Raw genomic sequence first — 17,406 nt, forward strand, 5'->3', positions numbered from 1 at the left:
CTATGAGGAGATAATCAATTATGAAAAATCTGTCAATTGCCAACCTACTCGTCGCTAGTATAGCGGCGACTCAAGTTCCCCTATTACTCGCTGCACCCAACAGTTTAGCGGCGCCTGCTGGGACTAGCTTTCAATGTCATCCGCTGGTGAATCACCCCAGTGGTTCCCCCTGGGCAACGTTTGTGGTTACATCAACGGGTCAGAAGCTGGGAAGTCCCATTCTTTTATGGAAAAATCAACTCGGTTCAACCTACACACCCGAGGTTCGCTGTAAGTTTGTCACCAATCGTCTGAATATTGTTGTTACGAATAATGGTGGCAAACTCAGTAACTTGTGGTTGACTGTTGGTCGAGTCAATGGTCAAGGCGTGATTTGTTACGTTAATGGTGTGGGAGGAGGCTGCAACGCAAGCAATGTCTTGCTAACCCTTAGTGGTCAAAATTCCCGCAATCCAGGTGCAGTGCTGGGTGATTTACTTGCCTATATCCAGACAGGGGGAGCGAGTGGGACTTCGATTCAAGAATCTGGTGGACAACTCTACGTTAACTTAGGACAATTAGTTGATGCGGCGGTGGGAACGGCTCCACAAGGAACAACCAATCCCTCGACACCGTTACAGCCTGTCCCGCCTCCGGTGACTCCACAGCCTGTTCCTGGAAATCAACCCAGTGGGGGTGGGGTTTCTATTTGATTGTGTGGGGGTCTTTCGGAATTAATCATGTTTTTAGGACAGCAGGGCGGAAATAACCCACGAGTTTAGAATAGATGAACCAAAATAGCATCACCATTACCATTATCTTTCCTCTACCGTCTGCTTTCAGCCTTCTTTTACTCAGGTAAATATTATTACTTGTCAGTGGAAATTAGGCAAAACTAAATTAGACCAGAAAGACCCCATTTTAGACGAAAAACCTCGATGTGAGGTCTTAATTACCGTGAATTTTATCCAATTGACGTTGTTGTTTTTGGGACTGTTGTTGATCAATACCCGTGCTAGCCCTGTACCCCTAGTCTCTGAGAGCCAGAGTGAGAGGATAAACCACACAAATTCTGTAATGGCTAGGGAGCCTATACAGTATCCTCATAAATCTGGTTTATCCCTCGGAGAACAACAAACAAGCCACTTTTCCACACAAGAGACTCGGTTGCTTAATCAACGTTCTACAGAGGCACAAAAAAATCACAAGATTACCAATCATTACACCCCCAGTCACGTACCCGAAAATTTATCAGTTCCAGAAATCGCTAGGGATATCACTGTGCGAATTTTACTGGAGACAACCAGTGGTTCAGGGGTGATTATTGGGCGTCAGGGCAATGTTTACACGGTTTTGACTAATGAACATGTCGTTAATCAAGGAAATAATCCTAACTATATTGTTTTAACGTCAGATGGGAGAACTCATTCAGGGCAATGGCGACATCATACGAATGGGGCTGATGGGAAAAATTTAGATATTGCTTTGGTGGAGTTTAAAACTGATCAGACTTACCCCATAGCCCTAATGGGAAACTCGCGGAAACTCTCCCTTAACGAGAGGGTATATTCTGCTGGTTTCCCGAATTATTATTTTCCTGAAAATGCTAACTATGTAGAATCAACATATAGTTGGGGACTAAGAGCATTTGCTTTAACCACGGGACAGGTGAGTCTGTTACCAGAAAAACCCCTACTCAACGGTTACAAACTCGGTTATACCAATGACGTTAAAGATGGCATGAGTGGTGGACCCGTTTTAAATCAGCAGGGAGAACTCGTGGGAATTAATGGACGACACAAGTATGTATTAGGAGGAATAAATGCCTATAGTTTTGCCGATGGTACTCAACCTTCACCGGAATTGTTTGAGCAAATGGAAGCGTTAAGTTGGGGGATTCCTAGTGAGAAATTTATGCCGATTGTGAACCGTCAATCGACAGGATTAGAGTCAGTTTCTCGATAATCAATTTCAGGTCAGAATCATGAACGTCTCAATCAGCTTATCGGCTTTGAGTTTAGGTACAATAACCACCTTCGCGATCGCACTCTCTAATGCCGTCGCTTTGGCGTTAACACCAACAGAAATCGATGCTCTGGCGTCTCAGACAACCGTTGTCATTGGTCAAGGTTTGCAAAAAGGAGATGTGGAAAATCGACGGGAGTGGAAAACGGGCTCTGGCGTGATTATCGCCAAACAAGGCAATCGATATTCTGTGTTAACGGCACTCCATGTGGTTCGCACCCAAAATGTGGTATACGGTATCCGTACTTGGGATGGTAACGTGCATTTTGTCAATACTTCAGAGATTCACCCTTTGGGTTCAGAACAAAATCGAGGGAAACAGATTAATGGTTTAGACTTAGCCGTTATCCAGTTTGAAAGTGATCATACCTATTACCAGGCTTCTGTTAGAAATGCACAGCGACTCAACTCAGGAGAAGAGTTATTTATTTCGGGGTGGCCCGATCCAGAAGATAAGAGTGCTTACCGGGTTCGCTGGTTAAGAGCAGGCGTCCTAAGTTTCATTACCCCTAATCCTTCAGTAAACGGACAGTACAGTTTACTTTATTCTAATGAAACTCGCCGGGGCATGAGTGGAGGACCTGTTTTTGATCAAGATGGGTGGTTAGTGGGTATTCATGGGCGGGGGCGGGCAAAGAATAATGAATATTGTATCGATCCGCAAATGAGTATGAATCATAGTTGTGGGATGCAGACGATACATTTTATTACAGCAGCAGAAGCGGCAAACCTTAGCCTCAATTTCAATTCAGCTCCTGTTGATCCAGTGGTGATTGCAACAGGACAAGACAATAAACAAAAAGCCGATGTCATTCAGAATATCTACCAAGATTTTACCATTGATTTTATTCCCAGTGCCTCCAGGGATCAACCATCAGGAACCTGTTGGGGTTTAATGCTAGGGGAGGATTTTTGTGATGACGGAATTTGAGGGAAGGGTGGAGATGTTGATTGAGTAAGTTTTAACGTTTATCAAGGTTTTTCTTTCAGTGTGAGGAGTAATTATGAAGATCAGGTATGAGGCATGGAGTCTATCGTTAGTATTACTGGCGACAACTGCCCAGATTGCTAGTGCGGTTCCGATGAACCCTTCGTCCAACGTGCAACCCAATACCTGGGCGTATACAGCACTGCGATCGCTAGTTGATTTTTCTGGGTGTGTCACGGGGAATCCAGCGTTTATGGGTAACCAAGCATTGACTCGTCAGGAATTTGCTGCTGTCTTGAACGATTGTCGATTATCGATTGAGCAACAGTTGAACTCGAACCCCAATGATTTGAGGATTCAGCAAAATCGAGCGGGATTAGAGCGACTTTTGAGAGACTTTGCTCCAGAATTAGCTAGTTTGGTTCCCTCTGGGGAGTTAGAAACGAATCCCTTAGTCACACCACCATCGCCGACAACCCCAACAAATCCCCAATTATTACCTCAAGAAACGCGAAATGTCAATAGTGTTGTCGTCGAAACTCTGCCCCCAGAATTTTCTTCAGGGAATGACAAGGGTAGTCAACAGATGAACTCACCCGCGATCGCACCGGAATCTGTTCCCTTAGTAGTCCCCCCGTCGCTAACACCCCCAACCGTTTCCCCAGCGTTACCCTCAGAAGGGCTAAATGCCAATAATGTAGTCGAAACGTTCTCCCCAGAATTCTCTTCAGGGGGTAATCAGGGGAGTGAAGAGAATAGTCAAGTTGAGCAAAGGGGAATGAACTCCCCCGCGATCGCGACAGAATCCCTATATATCGTTAATTCCGATAACGATACAATGGCTCAAGTGACCAATGTATCTCAACTGCGAGACGTACAACCCAGTGATTGGTCTTATGAAGCCTTGCGATCGCTCATTGAACGCTATGGCTGTATCGCTGGATACCCTGACGCCACATTTCGCGGGAACCGATCCCTTAGTCGCTATGAATTTGCGGCGGGGTTGAATGCTTGTTTGCAACAAATTGAGGCACAGTTGAACCCAAACACAACAAACGCCGTGAGTCAAGATGACTTAGTGATGTTGCAACGGCTACAAGCCGAATTCGCCACGGAACTCGCCGACTTACGCAATCGGATTGACAGCTTAGATGGGCGAACCACTCAATTAGAAGCCCAGCAATTTACCGGTTCTGGCTCTTATTTTCCCGTGGTTAAATTTGGTGGTGAAGTCATCATGGCACCCTCGATCGCCTTTGGTGGAGATCCTCCTGGTACTGGCGATGCAAATACCAGCTTCAATCACCTCACCCGCCTGCAACTTGTCTCTACCTTTTCCGGGTTTGATCGGCTGAGGATGGAGTTATCAACGGGTAACTTTACTGGGTTTGGGTTCGGTAATCCCAATATTTTGAATACAAACACCGCATTACTCTCCTTCCAAGAAAATACCGATAATGATATCCAATTATCCATGTTGGAATATCGCTTCGCCGCGTTCAACAATCGTACTGTCTTTACAGTCAGACCCGTAGGATTTAGCTTGAATAGTGTCTTAACCGCTAACTCTCCCTTCTTTGATGCCGGACGCGGGGCAATTTCTCGCTTCGGTGAAGCCAATCCAATCTTTAAAATTGGCAACTTAGATGCTGGCGTTGGTATGGATTGGTTAATTGGGAATAACGCTCGCTTACAACTTGCCTATGGTGCCAATAATGGCAATAATCCTGATGATGGGTTTCTGCTGGGTGAAGATGCCCACACCGCAGGACTTCAATTTCTACTGTTACCTGATGACAACCTCTTAACCGGTTTGACATTCGTCTATGGTTACTCACCCGATGGACGTTTAAACACCTTTACCGGAAGTGCGATCGCGGATGCGTCTGGGTTTATTAACCAACGTTCTAATATTTATGCCGTCAGTGGCACACTACAATGGCGATTAGCGCCTCAAGTGACGTTTTCCACCTGGGGCGGAATTGTTGGCACTTATGCCTCGAAAACGGATGCTTTTGCCGTCAGTACCAACTATATGTTTGGTTTGGGGCTTGCCGATTTGTTCCAGGAAGGAAGCTTACTTGGAGTCATGTTTGGTCAACCGCCTAAACTCGTTGACCTGGAAAATTTCAGTGTGTCTAGTGGATTACGGGAAGATGCCGAATCCTTTCATATTGAAGCCTTCTATCGGTTTAAGGTGAACGATAATATTTTTATCACCCCCGGTGTCTTTCTCGTCACCAACCCTGGTAACTTTGCGGATAACAATGATATTGTTATTGGCACATTGCGGACAACGTTTCGGTTCTAAATGAGGAGACTTTTATGCAACCTGTACACAACGTTAGGCATCAAAATCCAACCGTGATTGGATTAATCGTATTCCTTTGCCTTTGGCTTTCACCAACGCTTGTCTCGCAAGTCAAAGCTCAAGATGTACCCGATGAATCCCCGCCAGAGGTAGCCAACCCGGAAGCGACTGAAACCAACAGCGCCGATATCGAAGCCGCCCGCAGAATGCGACCCACATTTTTTGAACAGGAGAGAAAACCCCGATTTGGATTTGGTGATTTCCTGCGTTCGGCATTAGATGGCGAACAAAATGTTTTCCCTGATCCCGCCAAAATCTCTGGCTTCAATTCCGACGCCTTATCTGTTCCCCTAGTCACAGATATCCCCGGTACACTCACCGTGTTCAGTCGAGATGAAGATTCCGATAACTTCCTCAACACCGATTTTAGTAGTGCCTCAGCCGGAACCTTAATGTTAAGAAACACGAACCAAAGCTCCGATCCCGGTTTAGGGACACTCACCGTTACCGGTTCAATTACCCTCAACAACGGACAAACCCTCAATTTTAACAATGTCCCCGCCGATTACAATGCTGGATTCAGCAGTAAAGGCGATCGCGTCAGTGGTGTACTCCTAGTTACCGATCCCAATAACCCCAATAACTCCATCCTGATTCAACTCCCTGTCACCAATATTGACGGCTTTGGTGATATTGACGACAACGAACCCCTATCCGCACCCGCAAGCCTTTCCATTGGCTTACCAACGGATCGATAAAACCCAATCCCTCAATTGTAAAGGTAAATTTAGCAACCATAGGGGCGGGTTTAGTCACCAAAACGACTTGTCACCGCCCTTCCCTCAAAACATTACCACCTCCTTAAACTCTACTCAACCCCTCTGCGTACCTCTGCGCCAACCTCTGCGTACCTCTGCGTTAAAAAAACACACAAAAGAAACCACCATGGCAACTCAAGTCGAAGAAAAAAGCATGGTTCCCACCATCCTCATAGGAATCGGTGGCACCGGTGCCGAAATCGTCTCCCGAGTCCGACGCTTAGTTGCAGAAACCTACGGCAACCTCACCAACTTCCCCATCCTCAGCTTCCTGGTTATCGACACCGACAAAGACTATAAAATCAACAACCCCGACGCCGCAGGTTCCCCCTTAAAAGATAACGAAAAACACTGGGCAAGTGTCAGTGGACGACAAGTCCGGGATATGGTTTCCAACATGGAAAACTATCCCTGGATTAATCGCTGGTTTCCTAGAGAATTAGAACGCAACATCACCTCATTAGAAGCCGGTGCCGGACAAATTCGGGCTTGTGGGCGATTTGCTTTATGGTGTAACTATCAAGAGATTCGGGATAAATTTCTCGCCGCCTGTCAACGGGTGAAAGGGCGGGAAAATTTTATGTTAGATCGCTATGGAATAAAAGTGAGTACCAATGCCATTAATGTCTTCATCACGGGGTCTTTATCCGGCGGAACGGGCAGTGGAATGCTCATCGATATGGGCTATAGTATTCGCAAGTGGTTACAGGGAGAAGGCAGTCCCCTAATTACCGCTATTGTCCCGATGCCGAATGCCTTTGTCGGAATTAGTGTGGGCGATCGCGTCTTGGCAAATGGCTATGCGGCTTTAATGGAATTGAGCTATTTCTCCGACTACCGCACCGAATATGTTACCCAATTTAGTAACAGTTTAACCGATGAAGTCCGCAGCAAACGCCCTCCCTTTGATTTCACCTATTTAGTCGGTACTAAAAACGGCGAAAGTGACTTTAAATTGGATCAACTGCGGGAAATGATCGCTCAGAACATTTTCCTGGATTTAACCTCAGATTTTGCCCCCCATAAACGCTCAATTCGCGACAATATTAAGGGGGCTTGGGCGCAGGCTGATCCGGGGGGACGAGGGTATCCCAAGAACTTTATGAGTTTTGGTTTGTCTACGATAGAAATTCCTATCGCTCAAATTAGAACATCCTTATCTAATCGTTTAGCCAAAGATTTAATCGGGTGGTGGTTGAATGAGTCGGTGCAATTACCGCCGCAATTATTGGAATTGGTGCGAGGGGATATCCTGAAGCGGATGCGGTTAACTGAGGCGGAACTGATTGCTGATTTATCGGCGGCGGCTGATCAATCCTATTTAGTGGTAATTTCTGAATGGGTAAATGAAATTCGGAATGAAATCGCCAGCGATAACTGGCTGCAATGTACCCAGCAAGGGGTGAAGATGTTGGCGTCAGAAAAGGGTAAAATCCTGCAATTTGTCTCAGGGTATCTCAAGCCAAAGGTTGATAACTATCGCACCGATCATTTTCGCGAAATTAGTCCCGATGAACGGTTACATGGGGACTTCCTGAAAAAGATGTACGATAACCGAGATCAACTGATTAAACGGGGGCGAAAAGCCTTAGAAGATGAGTTTTATCAGATTCTAGAGAACCGCCGTCAAGGACCTAAATTTGCTGATGCCTTCTTAGCGACGGTGCGACAGATTTTTGAGGATGCCAGTGACAAGTTTCGCCGGGAACAGGATAATATTTGGTCACCGAAGGAAACGGAACGCCAGCGACAATATGAAGCGGCGCTGCAAGATATTACTGAATTTAAGGATAAGTTTGGTGTAGAAAATTATCCCTAAATTAGAAGAATTTCTGGGTAATGAGGAAGCGATTAAACCCTTGGGCGATTTAGAACGACATCGCCTGGTATTTGTCCAGGAAACAGGCGGATTTTCCCTGCGTTGTATTGATGGGATGAAAGAATTACGCCAATCCTATCAAGATTGGAAAGGGGAAAGTATTGTGGCGAAACGGGCGCAGTTACGGGGAGAAAGTCGCGATTTACCGATTCCGGTACATCTGCAAAAAGAACCGCCGTTTTGGGATGTGTTTCCTGAAGATCCGGCTATTTTTAGTTTAGTGGTTCAAGCACGGGCGCTGGGGGTATTACGTCAGGAGGAAAATCGCACCACCAAGGAAACTGTGATTCGCTATACTCGACAAACGGCAATTGGTGCAGAATCGGTAGATATTGCTTCGAGTTGGGAAGAAGCGTCTCAGGTGTTGGAGGTGTTAGCTTGTCGCCCAGACAGGGAGGAGATTCAGCGTCAAGTGATGCAGAAATTGAATGCAGCGGAAACCCCTGCACAAAAGCAAGCGGTGTTTGGGCAATTGACGCGATATTTGGAACAACGGGCGTTGGAGTTGGATAAGCAGGGGGGAAAGGATAGTCCTGATTATAAGCGAGAGGCGCGGATTTTGCTGGATGTGATTGAGCGGTATAAGTTAAAGGTAGAGAGTCAGTCTGTGTCGCCAGGGGTTGTGCAGCAGCCTCGGAGTGATGGGGGGAATGCGCCAACTCAGATTGAGGCGAAGAGTGTAACGCCGCAAGCCCATGTTTTCTGTACGAATTGTGGGACAAAGAATCCTAGCAATTCTAAGTTCTGTTTTAAGTGTGGCACTCAATTGGTTAAATTAAGCTGAATGGGGAGTATTTTAGGTTGAATGGCACTGAAATAAGCATTTTGAGAGCGGCAAAACCTTTGATATACCGTAGGGTGGGCATTGCCCACCAGCCTTAATTCAGTGACATTTATGTTAGGTTGGCACATACCTCGCCAGATCGGTTACATTTCACCGGAGCATATCAGACTTGCTTGCATTAAGTGTTCAACCTAGCCCACTAAGTTGGGTTGTGTCCCTTAACCCAACCTACTGGCGTACTTTAGGCGTACTTTAAGTTGACAGGATTTGGTTAGACAGTTTATAGTAAACATAAGCTTATAATTCAATATCACCAACATAGAGAGTATATTTTTAAGTCAAGCTGAAATTGGCTAATTCATATCTTGTGTTCCCTTCATCTCTATGTTTAGTGATAAAATACAATCTGCCTGTTTGTGTTGAAAAAATATAGAGCGATAGTTTAAAAAATATTTCTTCATTGAGTATTTTTTTATGATAAACAACAGTAGATCATTCAACTGGCGTCACACGATATACGCTGCTATAGTTACGTTGGGTATATCTCTATTTTGTGGAACTTTATTTTCACTGTTGGCTTACAAACCTTTGTCAGAATCCAATAATCCTATAGCTCAACAATTTGCCGAAGCTATTCGTAATTTGTTTAGTAATGTAGGTTTCTATCCCGACAATACAAAAACATCGGAGAAACCAGACAACGGAATAAAGCCTTCACAACCTCCTCTTACAAGCGACTCGGCAAATTCCCAGACATCTCCTAGTCAGGTACAAACATCCCTCCCAAAGGACGATTCGCCACCAAGGATATCGGAGACACCAAGCGAACCAATTAAGCCTTCAAATCCTCCTCTTATAGGCAACTCGACAGATTCCCAGACATCCCATAATGAAATACAAACAGCGCCACCAGAGAACAATGCTACACTGGCTAAAACACCTCAAGAGTTAGGACAGGATAAATACTTAGCAAAAGTTAATAGTGCTAGAGATAAGTTGTCTGACCTGCCAGCAGATATGCAAATAAAATTTACACTGGGAGTTCATACCCCAATCCGAACGGAGAATGTAGAATCTGCTAAGGAAAAGTCGCCGATAAAAAATTGGGAAGCAATCGGATTGGTTAGTTTATCAGGAGAACCCTTACCTCTGAAAGTAGGCGATATACAAGAGATGTTTGACAAAAAAGCGAATATTCTGTACACAAAATCACAAGCACCAACGGAAGAGATTCCTCTTATTAACTTGCTAGCTTATAATACACAAACCAACCAGGTCTCTCTACTGCCAAATGTTAGATTTACTGAAATTTTTCGAGATGCATTGAATGCTACTTTAAATGGAGAACTAAAAAGCAATAACTATGAAATCAATCGCTTAGATATGAACAAAGTACAACCAATTCGGGAGTAAATTTTATGAAACAAAAATTTTGGTATAGACTTGGATTGATAGTTACAGCACTTTTAACTGTTTCTTTTTCGGTAATCTTGGCTCACCCATCTGATGCAACCCGTGCCAGAAATCAGCAAATGCTTAACCTGCATTTAATCGATGAAGTTAGATCAGCTCAAGATTTAGGTCTGGACTACCTTATGCAGGAGTCAGATCAATTAATGGCTGGAATTGTGGACAATATCAGGTATGCAGAAGCTGAAATGACTCAGATGACGCAAGACATCAAAGTCGCCTTCGATCTAGGTACTAATGACCCAATCCGAATTGGAGCTTTACCCGATCAAGGACAATTGACTAGAAGAACCGATTATCAAGCTGTTGGTTATATTGATTCTTTCGGGGCAGCAAAAGGTTTTACCCCTGCTATACTCGCGACGATGTTCAATGTAGAAGCAAAAAAAGGAGGACAGTTAGTAATGACACCGGAAGCCGAGCAAATTTTAGTCGCTGATGCCAGTGGTTCATTTCTACAGGAAAAGAGAGTTCCTACCTTTGACTTGATTGTTCACTCGAAACGCAAAAAAAAGCTGTATTTGGTTTCCAATGTCAATGCCAATGCCGTTTGTCGGGATGCGCTTAATGCCGTTTTTAACAGTAAATTGAATCGACTAGGTTTTGATTTTGAGCCAACAAGACCTGGCAGAGCAATACCGCTATGGTAACTGGTTTGATTGTTCATTTTAATTTTGAAACTGTGTGAATCATTGGCAAAATTAATCCATCAATTATCAAAAACGAGGATAGTTAGGTATGAAAAAGTTAGTCTCCTGGAAAAACTTGGCGATTGTATTACTAGCCTGTATAGGAATTGGTTTTTCTGTTTTCGCAGCTCAACCATCTAAGGCAACGAGTGCCAACTATCAACGAATGATTGAGCTAGGTTTTATCGATGAAGTAAAATCTCCGGAAGAGCTAGGTTTAGAGTATTTACGTCAAAAACCACCAGAACTGACTGCTAGTCTAGTAGACAATATTAAATACACAAGGGAATTAGCAGGAACTCAAATGACTGACAATATTTCTTATGCTATTCCCCTGGGAACTAACTCTCCATTTGCTGCTGGACAGTTGCGGAATGATGACGGTGGAACAATAAATGCAGCAAATTTTGAGGGGGTTGGCAGTGTTACGAATAGTGCAGAACCAGAACCTGTTACTGGCGGAGATGTAGTTGAGATGTTCACAGTAGAGGAACGTAATGGCGGAAGTTTTGATATTGGTTCTGGTAGTCGGCAAACTTTAGTTGCGGATGCTAGCAGTTCATTTTTTCAGGCTAGGCGAGTTGCAATTATTGACCTGATTGTCAGGGACAAACGTAATGGTCGTTATTATCTTTTACCCAATGTTCGAGTAGATTCTTTTTGCCGAGATGCACTAAATTCAGTACGCAATCAAACATTTCACCGACACAATGCTTATGAGGTGAGAAAATTGAACTTGAGAAGATTGAGAAGCTTGAGATTTTAGCGATGTGGAGGAGTTGATTAATTAATTGGTAGAATTTCCGAATAAGATTTCCACTGACATAGCTAAATCACTGTTTGGTTTTGACTTTATATAGTTTTGTCAGTCAATCATAACTACAGGTGTAACACGTTCACATCTTATAAATTATCGAGGTTATTCTTTTCACTGAAGGAGTGCATGACGTTTTTAAGAGAGTCAAAGCCCCTGAAGCAATCACATCTGATAGGATGATTACATGAAAAAGCTACATTTATTGGGAAACTCAGGAGTCACGGCACTAATTCTTTTAGTAACTTTTTATTTTTCCACTCAGATATCAAATGCTGAACAACTATCAAACACGAGTCAACCTGATACGACAATAAATTCAACGGATCAGATTTCAACCGGACAAACACCAGAGGAGTTGGGTTTAGAAGCTTATCGAGAACTTGTTCGCCAAGCTCAAGCAAAAGTCTCTCTAATGTCAGCAGATGTACCAATAAAGTTTCCCTTGGCAGTTAATAGTCCTATTCGCATGGAAGAAGAAAATATTAACTCAGTTGAGCCAATATGGGAAGCAATCGGATTTGTTGATCTATCTGGACAGGCGCAGCCGATTACACCAGCCGATTTGAACGAGATGTTCGCCAAACATCTTGATAGCTTAAATTCAGCTAACTCGGTGATGCTACCCTCAGCACAGCAAAATTTGGATGTTACTCCAAACCCAACTCTTCCACAAACTGAAGAAGTTCCTGTCATTGACCTGATTGCTCTTAACACTCAGACAGGTCAAAAATATCTGATTCCTAAAGTTAGGTTTATGTCTGTCTTTAGAGATGCTGTTAATGGTACTTTAAATGATAAATTGAGTGAACATAGCATTGATATTTTAAATCTAGATTTGAGAATAATTACCCCAGAACAAGAAGAAATAATTGAGTTGTAAAGTGGTTATTTTTTTAACTTTGCTACTGTATAGTAAGATATTCCCGAATAGGAGTAATATTCATTTATGTTTACCACAAATAAAAAACAAAAATGCATTATTAGGGGTTGTTTTAGTTATACTGTGGATAAGTAACAGTAATCTTGCTTCCGCTGATATATCGAAAATTTATTTTACTTCTAGCGCCTTCCAAGTTCAACAAATTTCTTCACTACGAGAAGTGAGAGAGCCGATAAACTTAGAACAGTTTGGACTTGAATATTGGTATCGCTTAACAGAAGATATACCGACAGCCAATCAGTTAATTAAACTGAGCAAACGATTAAGGGATGCCGCCCGATACCTGGGGTCAACATGGCCAGTTATTCTTCCTATTATTTCGCCATTAAATGGCGAAATGCAGCAAACTAATGGGAATTACCCCCATTTAACAATTACTGACATAAGAGAACCTGGAGGCAATTGGGTTTCTATGACAGCAGGGCAAACTCTAAAATTGGTCACACAGGAATTAGAAATCTTGAAAAAATCTGGCGATCAACCTTTGGTTGATTTCCTGGTTAAAGATGAAGTGTCGGGCAAGTATCATCCACTTACTGGTGTCCCCTTAAACCGCTATTGCTACGAACTATTAAAGAATCTAAAACTCTAACTATTAGCAATGAAAATAATAAATTTAATGATTAGATTTTTGGTTATTATTGCGATTATATTATTCGTAATTATTAGCGATATAGGTTGGGCATCTGCTCAAGATAATCCTGATTCAAATACTATTTCTTATCTTAGCGCCAGACTTAAACAATTAGTAAAATTTGCCGCTCCTGGCAATCTGGGGCTAAATTACTTCATCCTGCCCAACTCATCTGATTTAAGTAGTATTCCTGCCGATCCTCATAATCCGCTGACGCCAGAAAAGGTGAACTTAGGAAAGCTATTATTCCATGAAACAGCATTATCTATAAATCCAATTAATCCCAAACACTGGCAACAGAGTAGCTGTGCGTCTTGTCATTTTGCAGAAGCTGGATTTAGATCAAATTTGGCACAAGCGTTGGGTGTAGGTGGTTTGGGATGGAATAAATCTAGACATCGAGATGCTGAGGTTTACTCTGTAGAAATTGATAAACAGAATATCCTGACTCCATCAGTGCTTAACAGTGCTTATCAAAAAGTGATGCTTTGGAATGGACGAGCTGGTGTGACTGGACCTAATGCTAACGAGCCTTTAATTCAGGAATTTGATGTCAATCGATTCAAGCTTGATGGCTTGGAAACTCAAGCAATTGATGCTATGACCGTACATAAACTAGGAACGGCAGCGATCGCTATCATACCAGAGTACCAAAAACTATTCGCTCAAGCTTTTCCAGACCGTCCCTATGTAGCCGCAGAGGTAGAAGATCTAAAAAGGGTGGGACTTGCAATAGCAGCCTACGAACGCACACTCCTGGCTAACCAAGCACCCTTTCAAAGATGGTTGAAAGGGGATGAAACAGCAATGTCTGCTCAAGAACTCAGAGGCGGAATAGTCTTTTTTAGCTCCTCTTGTGTTCAGTGTCATACAAGAGCAAACTTAGCCATTACAAATTTTAGGTCAGTCGGATTTGCTGATCATCCCCAAGACTTCAGCGGACTCAACTTAGGGAGAGGGGTAATTACCAAACGAGCAAGTGATGATTTTAAGTTCAAGGTTCCACAACTTTATAACCTAGCAGATAGTTCTCCCTACGGACATGGTGCTTCTTTCAATACACTGCGCGAGGTTGTTGAGTATTTCAATCGCGCACAACCTCAGAAACTAGAAGCATTATATGCTGGTAATCTCAGTGTATGGTTCCGACCCTTAAATCTCACACAGCAGCAGGTTGATGATCTGACCGCTTTTCTGGAAACTGGTCTACGTGATCCTAACTTGATGCGTTATGTTCCAGAAGGCTTACCTAGTGGATTATGCTTTCCCAATAACGACCCTGTGTCCCGCAAGCAACTAAATTGTGATTGGATTAATTAGGAAATTACTCACTGTGGACAAAGCGAGCTATGTAGCACTACGCCCACACGTTAGGACATCAGTTTATCCCAAAAGGCAATAGGCTTTCTTGCAATAGGCAACACGCTAGTAGAGTTCAATTATCAAATTAAGAGTCATTTGTAGAATCTTGATAGGCTTTGACCTTTTCGTATAAACTAGCAACAGTTTCTTGTGTAAACAGCTTGTCTTTATTATTGGTGTCATAATTTATCAATTATCATCCTCCTCAGGCAACGCTGACTCTAACAATCGCTGCCAATCCTCATCGGTTGGCAATAGCCCCTGATATTCCTCTGGCACCTGCGGGTAAAGCTGATACGTCGCCACCCCAATCGGGTTCGTCTTTGACTTCAGACTAAACTCTACCTCTAGCCTATCCTTCTGTGCACAGAGAATAATTCCAATCGAAGGATTGTCATCTGGGGCACGTTCTTGCTCATTCAACACCTCCAGATAAAAATCCATCTTGCCTGTATATTCGGGGCGAAACCGTCCGGTTTTGAGATCAATCGCCACCAAACACTTCAAAAAGCGGTGGTAAAATAACAGATCGAGAAAATACTCATTCTCTCCCAAGGTCAACCGATACTGACTACCAATAAAACAAAACCCATAACCTAACTCAATCAAAAAATCCTTGAGTCGAGCAATCAAGTTTCGCTCCAACTCTTGCTCGTGAACCGCCTGTGTCAATCCCAAAAACTCTAAACTATACTGGCTTTTAAGGGTTTCTTCGGCTTGCTCTGCCAAATATTCTGGTAAGGTTGTCGAAAAGTTATGACTTTTGTCTTGCTGGCTCACCTCATAGGCACCTGCTTTAATTTGGTTGAGTAGCACATTGCGCGTCCAACCTAAACGAGCCGTCGCTTCCAAATAATAGTGGCGAGCCGCTTCATCTTTAATGCGCTGCATAATCAAAATATTATGACCCCAAGGAATTTCTGCAACAAGCTGTTTCAGAAATTCAGGTGTTTCAGCATAGGCTTCATAAAACTGCTTGATTAACCACAAATTGCGCGGTGAGAATCCAGTTATTTGAGGAAATTCAGCCTTGAGGTCAGCCGATAGCCGTTCTACGACTGCCTTGCCCCATCCTAACGCCTCCTGCCGCTCTACAATCAACTGCCCCAAAGACCAATACAAGCGAATCAGCGATCGATTAACTGCCCGCGCCGCCTCAATCCGACTTTGAACAACCTGAATTTTAATGTCCCGGAGGAAATCCTGATAGGCGCGATCAAAAGAAGGTTTAATGGTACTCATAATTCATCGTCTAATACTTTGGTTCAAAACCCTGGATTACTGCGATAACTCGCTAATCTTACCGGGTTTCGCACCTCCTTAATATCGTGCCCTTGTTCAGCCTCTTGCCTCATAGCATCACAACCTTTCTGGGCATCTAAATTCCCCTTACTCGGGACACACTCCTATTATATCCTGCTATTTGCTTTAGTGTATAGCTTGTTGGTGGGTTAGGTTGGATAGTTCATTAAACAGTAATTCGTGCTGATTAAATTCCCGCCTAACCCACCCTACTGATGACTGGCGGATACACCCATTTTTATGAATTAGGATTAAACTGTAGGGGCGCACAGATGTGCGCCCTTTTACTACACCGATATGCACTCAATTCAACCGTAATTTTAATCTCACAATAGGCAACACAATAGTAGAGTTCAATTATTAAATTAAGAGTCAGTCATTTGTAGAATCTTGATAGGCTTTGACCTTTTCGTATAAACTAGCAACAGTTTCTTGTGTAAACAGCTTGTCTTTGCGCTTAAGATAATCCCCTTCGCCCAACTTACAAGCGGCGACAAAACGCGCCAGTTTAGCGGGTTATAAATGACAAATCAAGACATCTAAGCCGTCTTGTAAAGCTTGTTGATCATTAATTACTTTTATTGTCATCTTCTATCTCTAAAATTCGGATTGTCGCCATTTGTAAATACCGATTCATGGCTTGCTGTTTAATGGGAAAAGGATTAAGGCTATTTTCATAATCTAGAACTGAAGAACCAACCAAGTTTATTAATTGGGCTGCCGCCATTTGCAAAATGAGAGTAACAGCTTGTGTCTCTAAAAATATTTTGGGTTGTGTTTGGTCATCAAAAGGGCGATTGTAAACACTTGTATCGAGGTAAACCCTGGTCATGTCACAGTCTCCACAAGTTTTTCTAGTTTTTCTGCGTCTTTTACTCAGCTTTCGTTTTTTAGGAACACGCTTCCATTATACCCTGTTATTTGCTTGAGTTTTTCCATGTTGCATCTAGGGTGAAGTTACAAGAATCTTGGAGAATACAAACATCATTCACTTTTATGAAATTACCTGTACAGAATATAGGAATCCGTTCTTGATACGCTTTAATCGCCAAAATATAATCACGTCCGCTTAATTCGGTCTGAATTTTACAGACTTGATTGTTGACAGCTCCAAAAAGTGTGATTTGTCCTCTTAATTCGGTCGCGTTTGGAGGCTGAATTTGCATCACTACTCCCTGAACCTTGACAGCGTTGGCTGTTGTATTAAAGAAATGACTGGTTTCTTGACCTGTAATCCTTGCGTAAAGGACAACGGGATCGAGATCGGCTTCATTCTCCCATTGAATCGTTCCTAAATCATGATTGACTCGGACTTTAGCAAAATAGTCTGGATTTTTTAAGGGAGTAAATATACCCGTAAATTCGATTAATTGACTAATATCAACTATGCCCTCAACGCCATCATCGAATCGTAGATGGAGTTGATATTCTTCTAAAGGTTGAACATCGACAATATCTTTTAGCATCG

General features: G+C 43.0%; 13 protein-coding genes and 2 pseudogenes. 12 read left to right on the forward strand and 3 right to left on the reverse strand.

What is annotated here, in order from left to right; genetic code table 11:
* The first annotated feature begins 20 nt into the window (after positions 1–20).
* The 12 genes and pseudogenes from RIG27_RS32530 (at position 21) to RIG27_RS32585 (ending at position 14,594) form a co-directional block, all read left to right on the forward strand.
* Complete coding sequence (locus RIG27_RS32530; protein WP_446351183.1) at positions 21–692, forward strand: COP23 domain-containing protein; 672 nt, start codon at positions 21–23, stop codon at positions 690–692.
* A gap of 364 nt (positions 693–1,056) precedes the next feature.
* Positions 1,057–1,944 carry a S1 family peptidase gene (locus RIG27_RS32535; protein ID WP_446351184.1) on the forward strand — a complete coding sequence of 296 codons (888 nt, stop codon included), beginning with the start codon at positions 1,057–1,059 and terminating at the stop codon, positions 1,942–1,944.
* Between the two features lie 19 nt (positions 1,945–1,963).
* Positions 1,964–2,935 carry a S1 family peptidase gene (locus RIG27_RS32540; protein WP_446351185.1) on the forward strand — a complete coding sequence of 324 codons (972 nt, stop codon included), beginning with the start codon at positions 1,964–1,966 and terminating at the stop codon, positions 2,933–2,935.
* 73 nt (positions 2,936–3,008) lie between these two features.
* Positions 3,009–5,243, forward strand: a complete 2,235-nt coding sequence (locus RIG27_RS32545) for an iron uptake porin (RefSeq protein ID WP_446351186.1) — start codon at positions 3,009–3,011, stop codon at positions 5,241–5,243.
* 14 nt (positions 5,244–5,257) lie between these two features.
* Positions 5,258–6,001: a hypothetical protein gene (locus RIG27_RS32550; RefSeq protein ID WP_446351187.1), complete on the forward strand. Its 744-nt coding sequence runs from the start codon at positions 5,258–5,260 to the stop codon at positions 5,999–6,001.
* A gap of 187 nt (positions 6,002–6,188) precedes the next feature.
* Positions 6,189–8,724 (forward strand): annotated as a pseudogene (locus RIG27_RS32555) (tubulin-like doman-containing protein).
* A 573-nt stretch (positions 8,725–9,297) separates the two neighbouring features.
* Positions 9,298–10,137 carry a hypothetical protein gene (locus tag RIG27_RS32560; protein WP_446351188.1) on the forward strand — a complete coding sequence of 280 codons (840 nt, stop codon included), beginning with the start codon at positions 9,298–9,300 and terminating at the stop codon, positions 10,135–10,137.
* A 5-nt stretch (positions 10,138–10,142) separates the two neighbouring features.
* Positions 10,143–10,844: a hypothetical protein gene (locus tag RIG27_RS32565; protein WP_446351189.1), complete on the forward strand. Its 702-nt coding sequence runs from the start codon at positions 10,143–10,145 to the stop codon at positions 10,842–10,844.
* A gap of 88 nt (positions 10,845–10,932) precedes the next feature.
* Complete coding sequence (locus tag RIG27_RS32570; protein WP_446351190.1) at positions 10,933–11,649, forward strand: hypothetical protein; 717 nt, start codon at positions 10,933–10,935, stop codon at positions 11,647–11,649.
* A gap of 235 nt (positions 11,650–11,884) precedes the next feature.
* Positions 11,885–12,580 (forward strand): hypothetical protein, encoded by a 696-nt coding sequence (locus RIG27_RS32575; RefSeq protein ID WP_446351191.1) that lies wholly within the window; start codon positions 11,885–11,887, stop codon positions 12,578–12,580.
* Between the two features lies 1 nt (position 12,581).
* Positions 12,582–13,232 (forward strand): hypothetical protein, encoded by a 651-nt coding sequence (locus RIG27_RS32580; RefSeq protein WP_446351192.1) that lies wholly within the window; start codon positions 12,582–12,584, stop codon positions 13,230–13,232.
* A gap of 9 nt (positions 13,233–13,241) precedes the next feature.
* Positions 13,242–14,594, forward strand: a complete 1,353-nt coding sequence (locus RIG27_RS32585) for a cytochrome-c peroxidase (RefSeq protein ID WP_446351193.1) — start codon at positions 13,242–13,244, stop codon at positions 14,592–14,594.
* A 231-nt stretch (positions 14,595–14,825) separates the two neighbouring features.
* On the opposite strand, the gene RIG27_RS32590 is transcribed toward RIG27_RS32585, so the two are convergent.
* The 3 genes and pseudogenes from RIG27_RS32590 to RIG27_RS32600 all read right to left on the reverse strand — a co-directional run bounded on the left by RIG27_RS32590 (position 14,826) and on the right by RIG27_RS32600 (position 17,404).
* A complete protein-coding gene (locus tag RIG27_RS32590) occupies positions 14,826–15,878 on the reverse strand; it encodes a PDDEXK nuclease domain-containing protein (protein ID WP_446351194.1) in 1,053 nt (350 codons plus the stop codon).
* Between the two features lie 664 nt (positions 15,879–16,542).
* Positions 16,543–16,770: pseudogene (locus RIG27_RS32595) on the reverse strand (PIN domain-containing protein); the annotation flags it as partial.
* Positions 16,771–16,855: 85 nt separating this feature from the next.
* Positions 16,856–17,404, reverse strand: a complete 549-nt coding sequence (locus RIG27_RS32600; protein WP_446351195.1) for a DUF2442 domain-containing protein — start codon at positions 17,402–17,404, stop codon at positions 16,856–16,858.
* Positions 17,405–17,406: the final 2 nt, after the last annotated feature.

The organism is Coleofasciculus sp. F4-SAH-05, from assembly GCF_040222985.1.
In the GTDB taxonomy this organism is placed as follows: Bacteria; Cyanobacteriota; Cyanobacteriia; order Cyanobacteriales; family Coleofasciculaceae; genus Coleofasciculus; species Coleofasciculus chthonoplastes.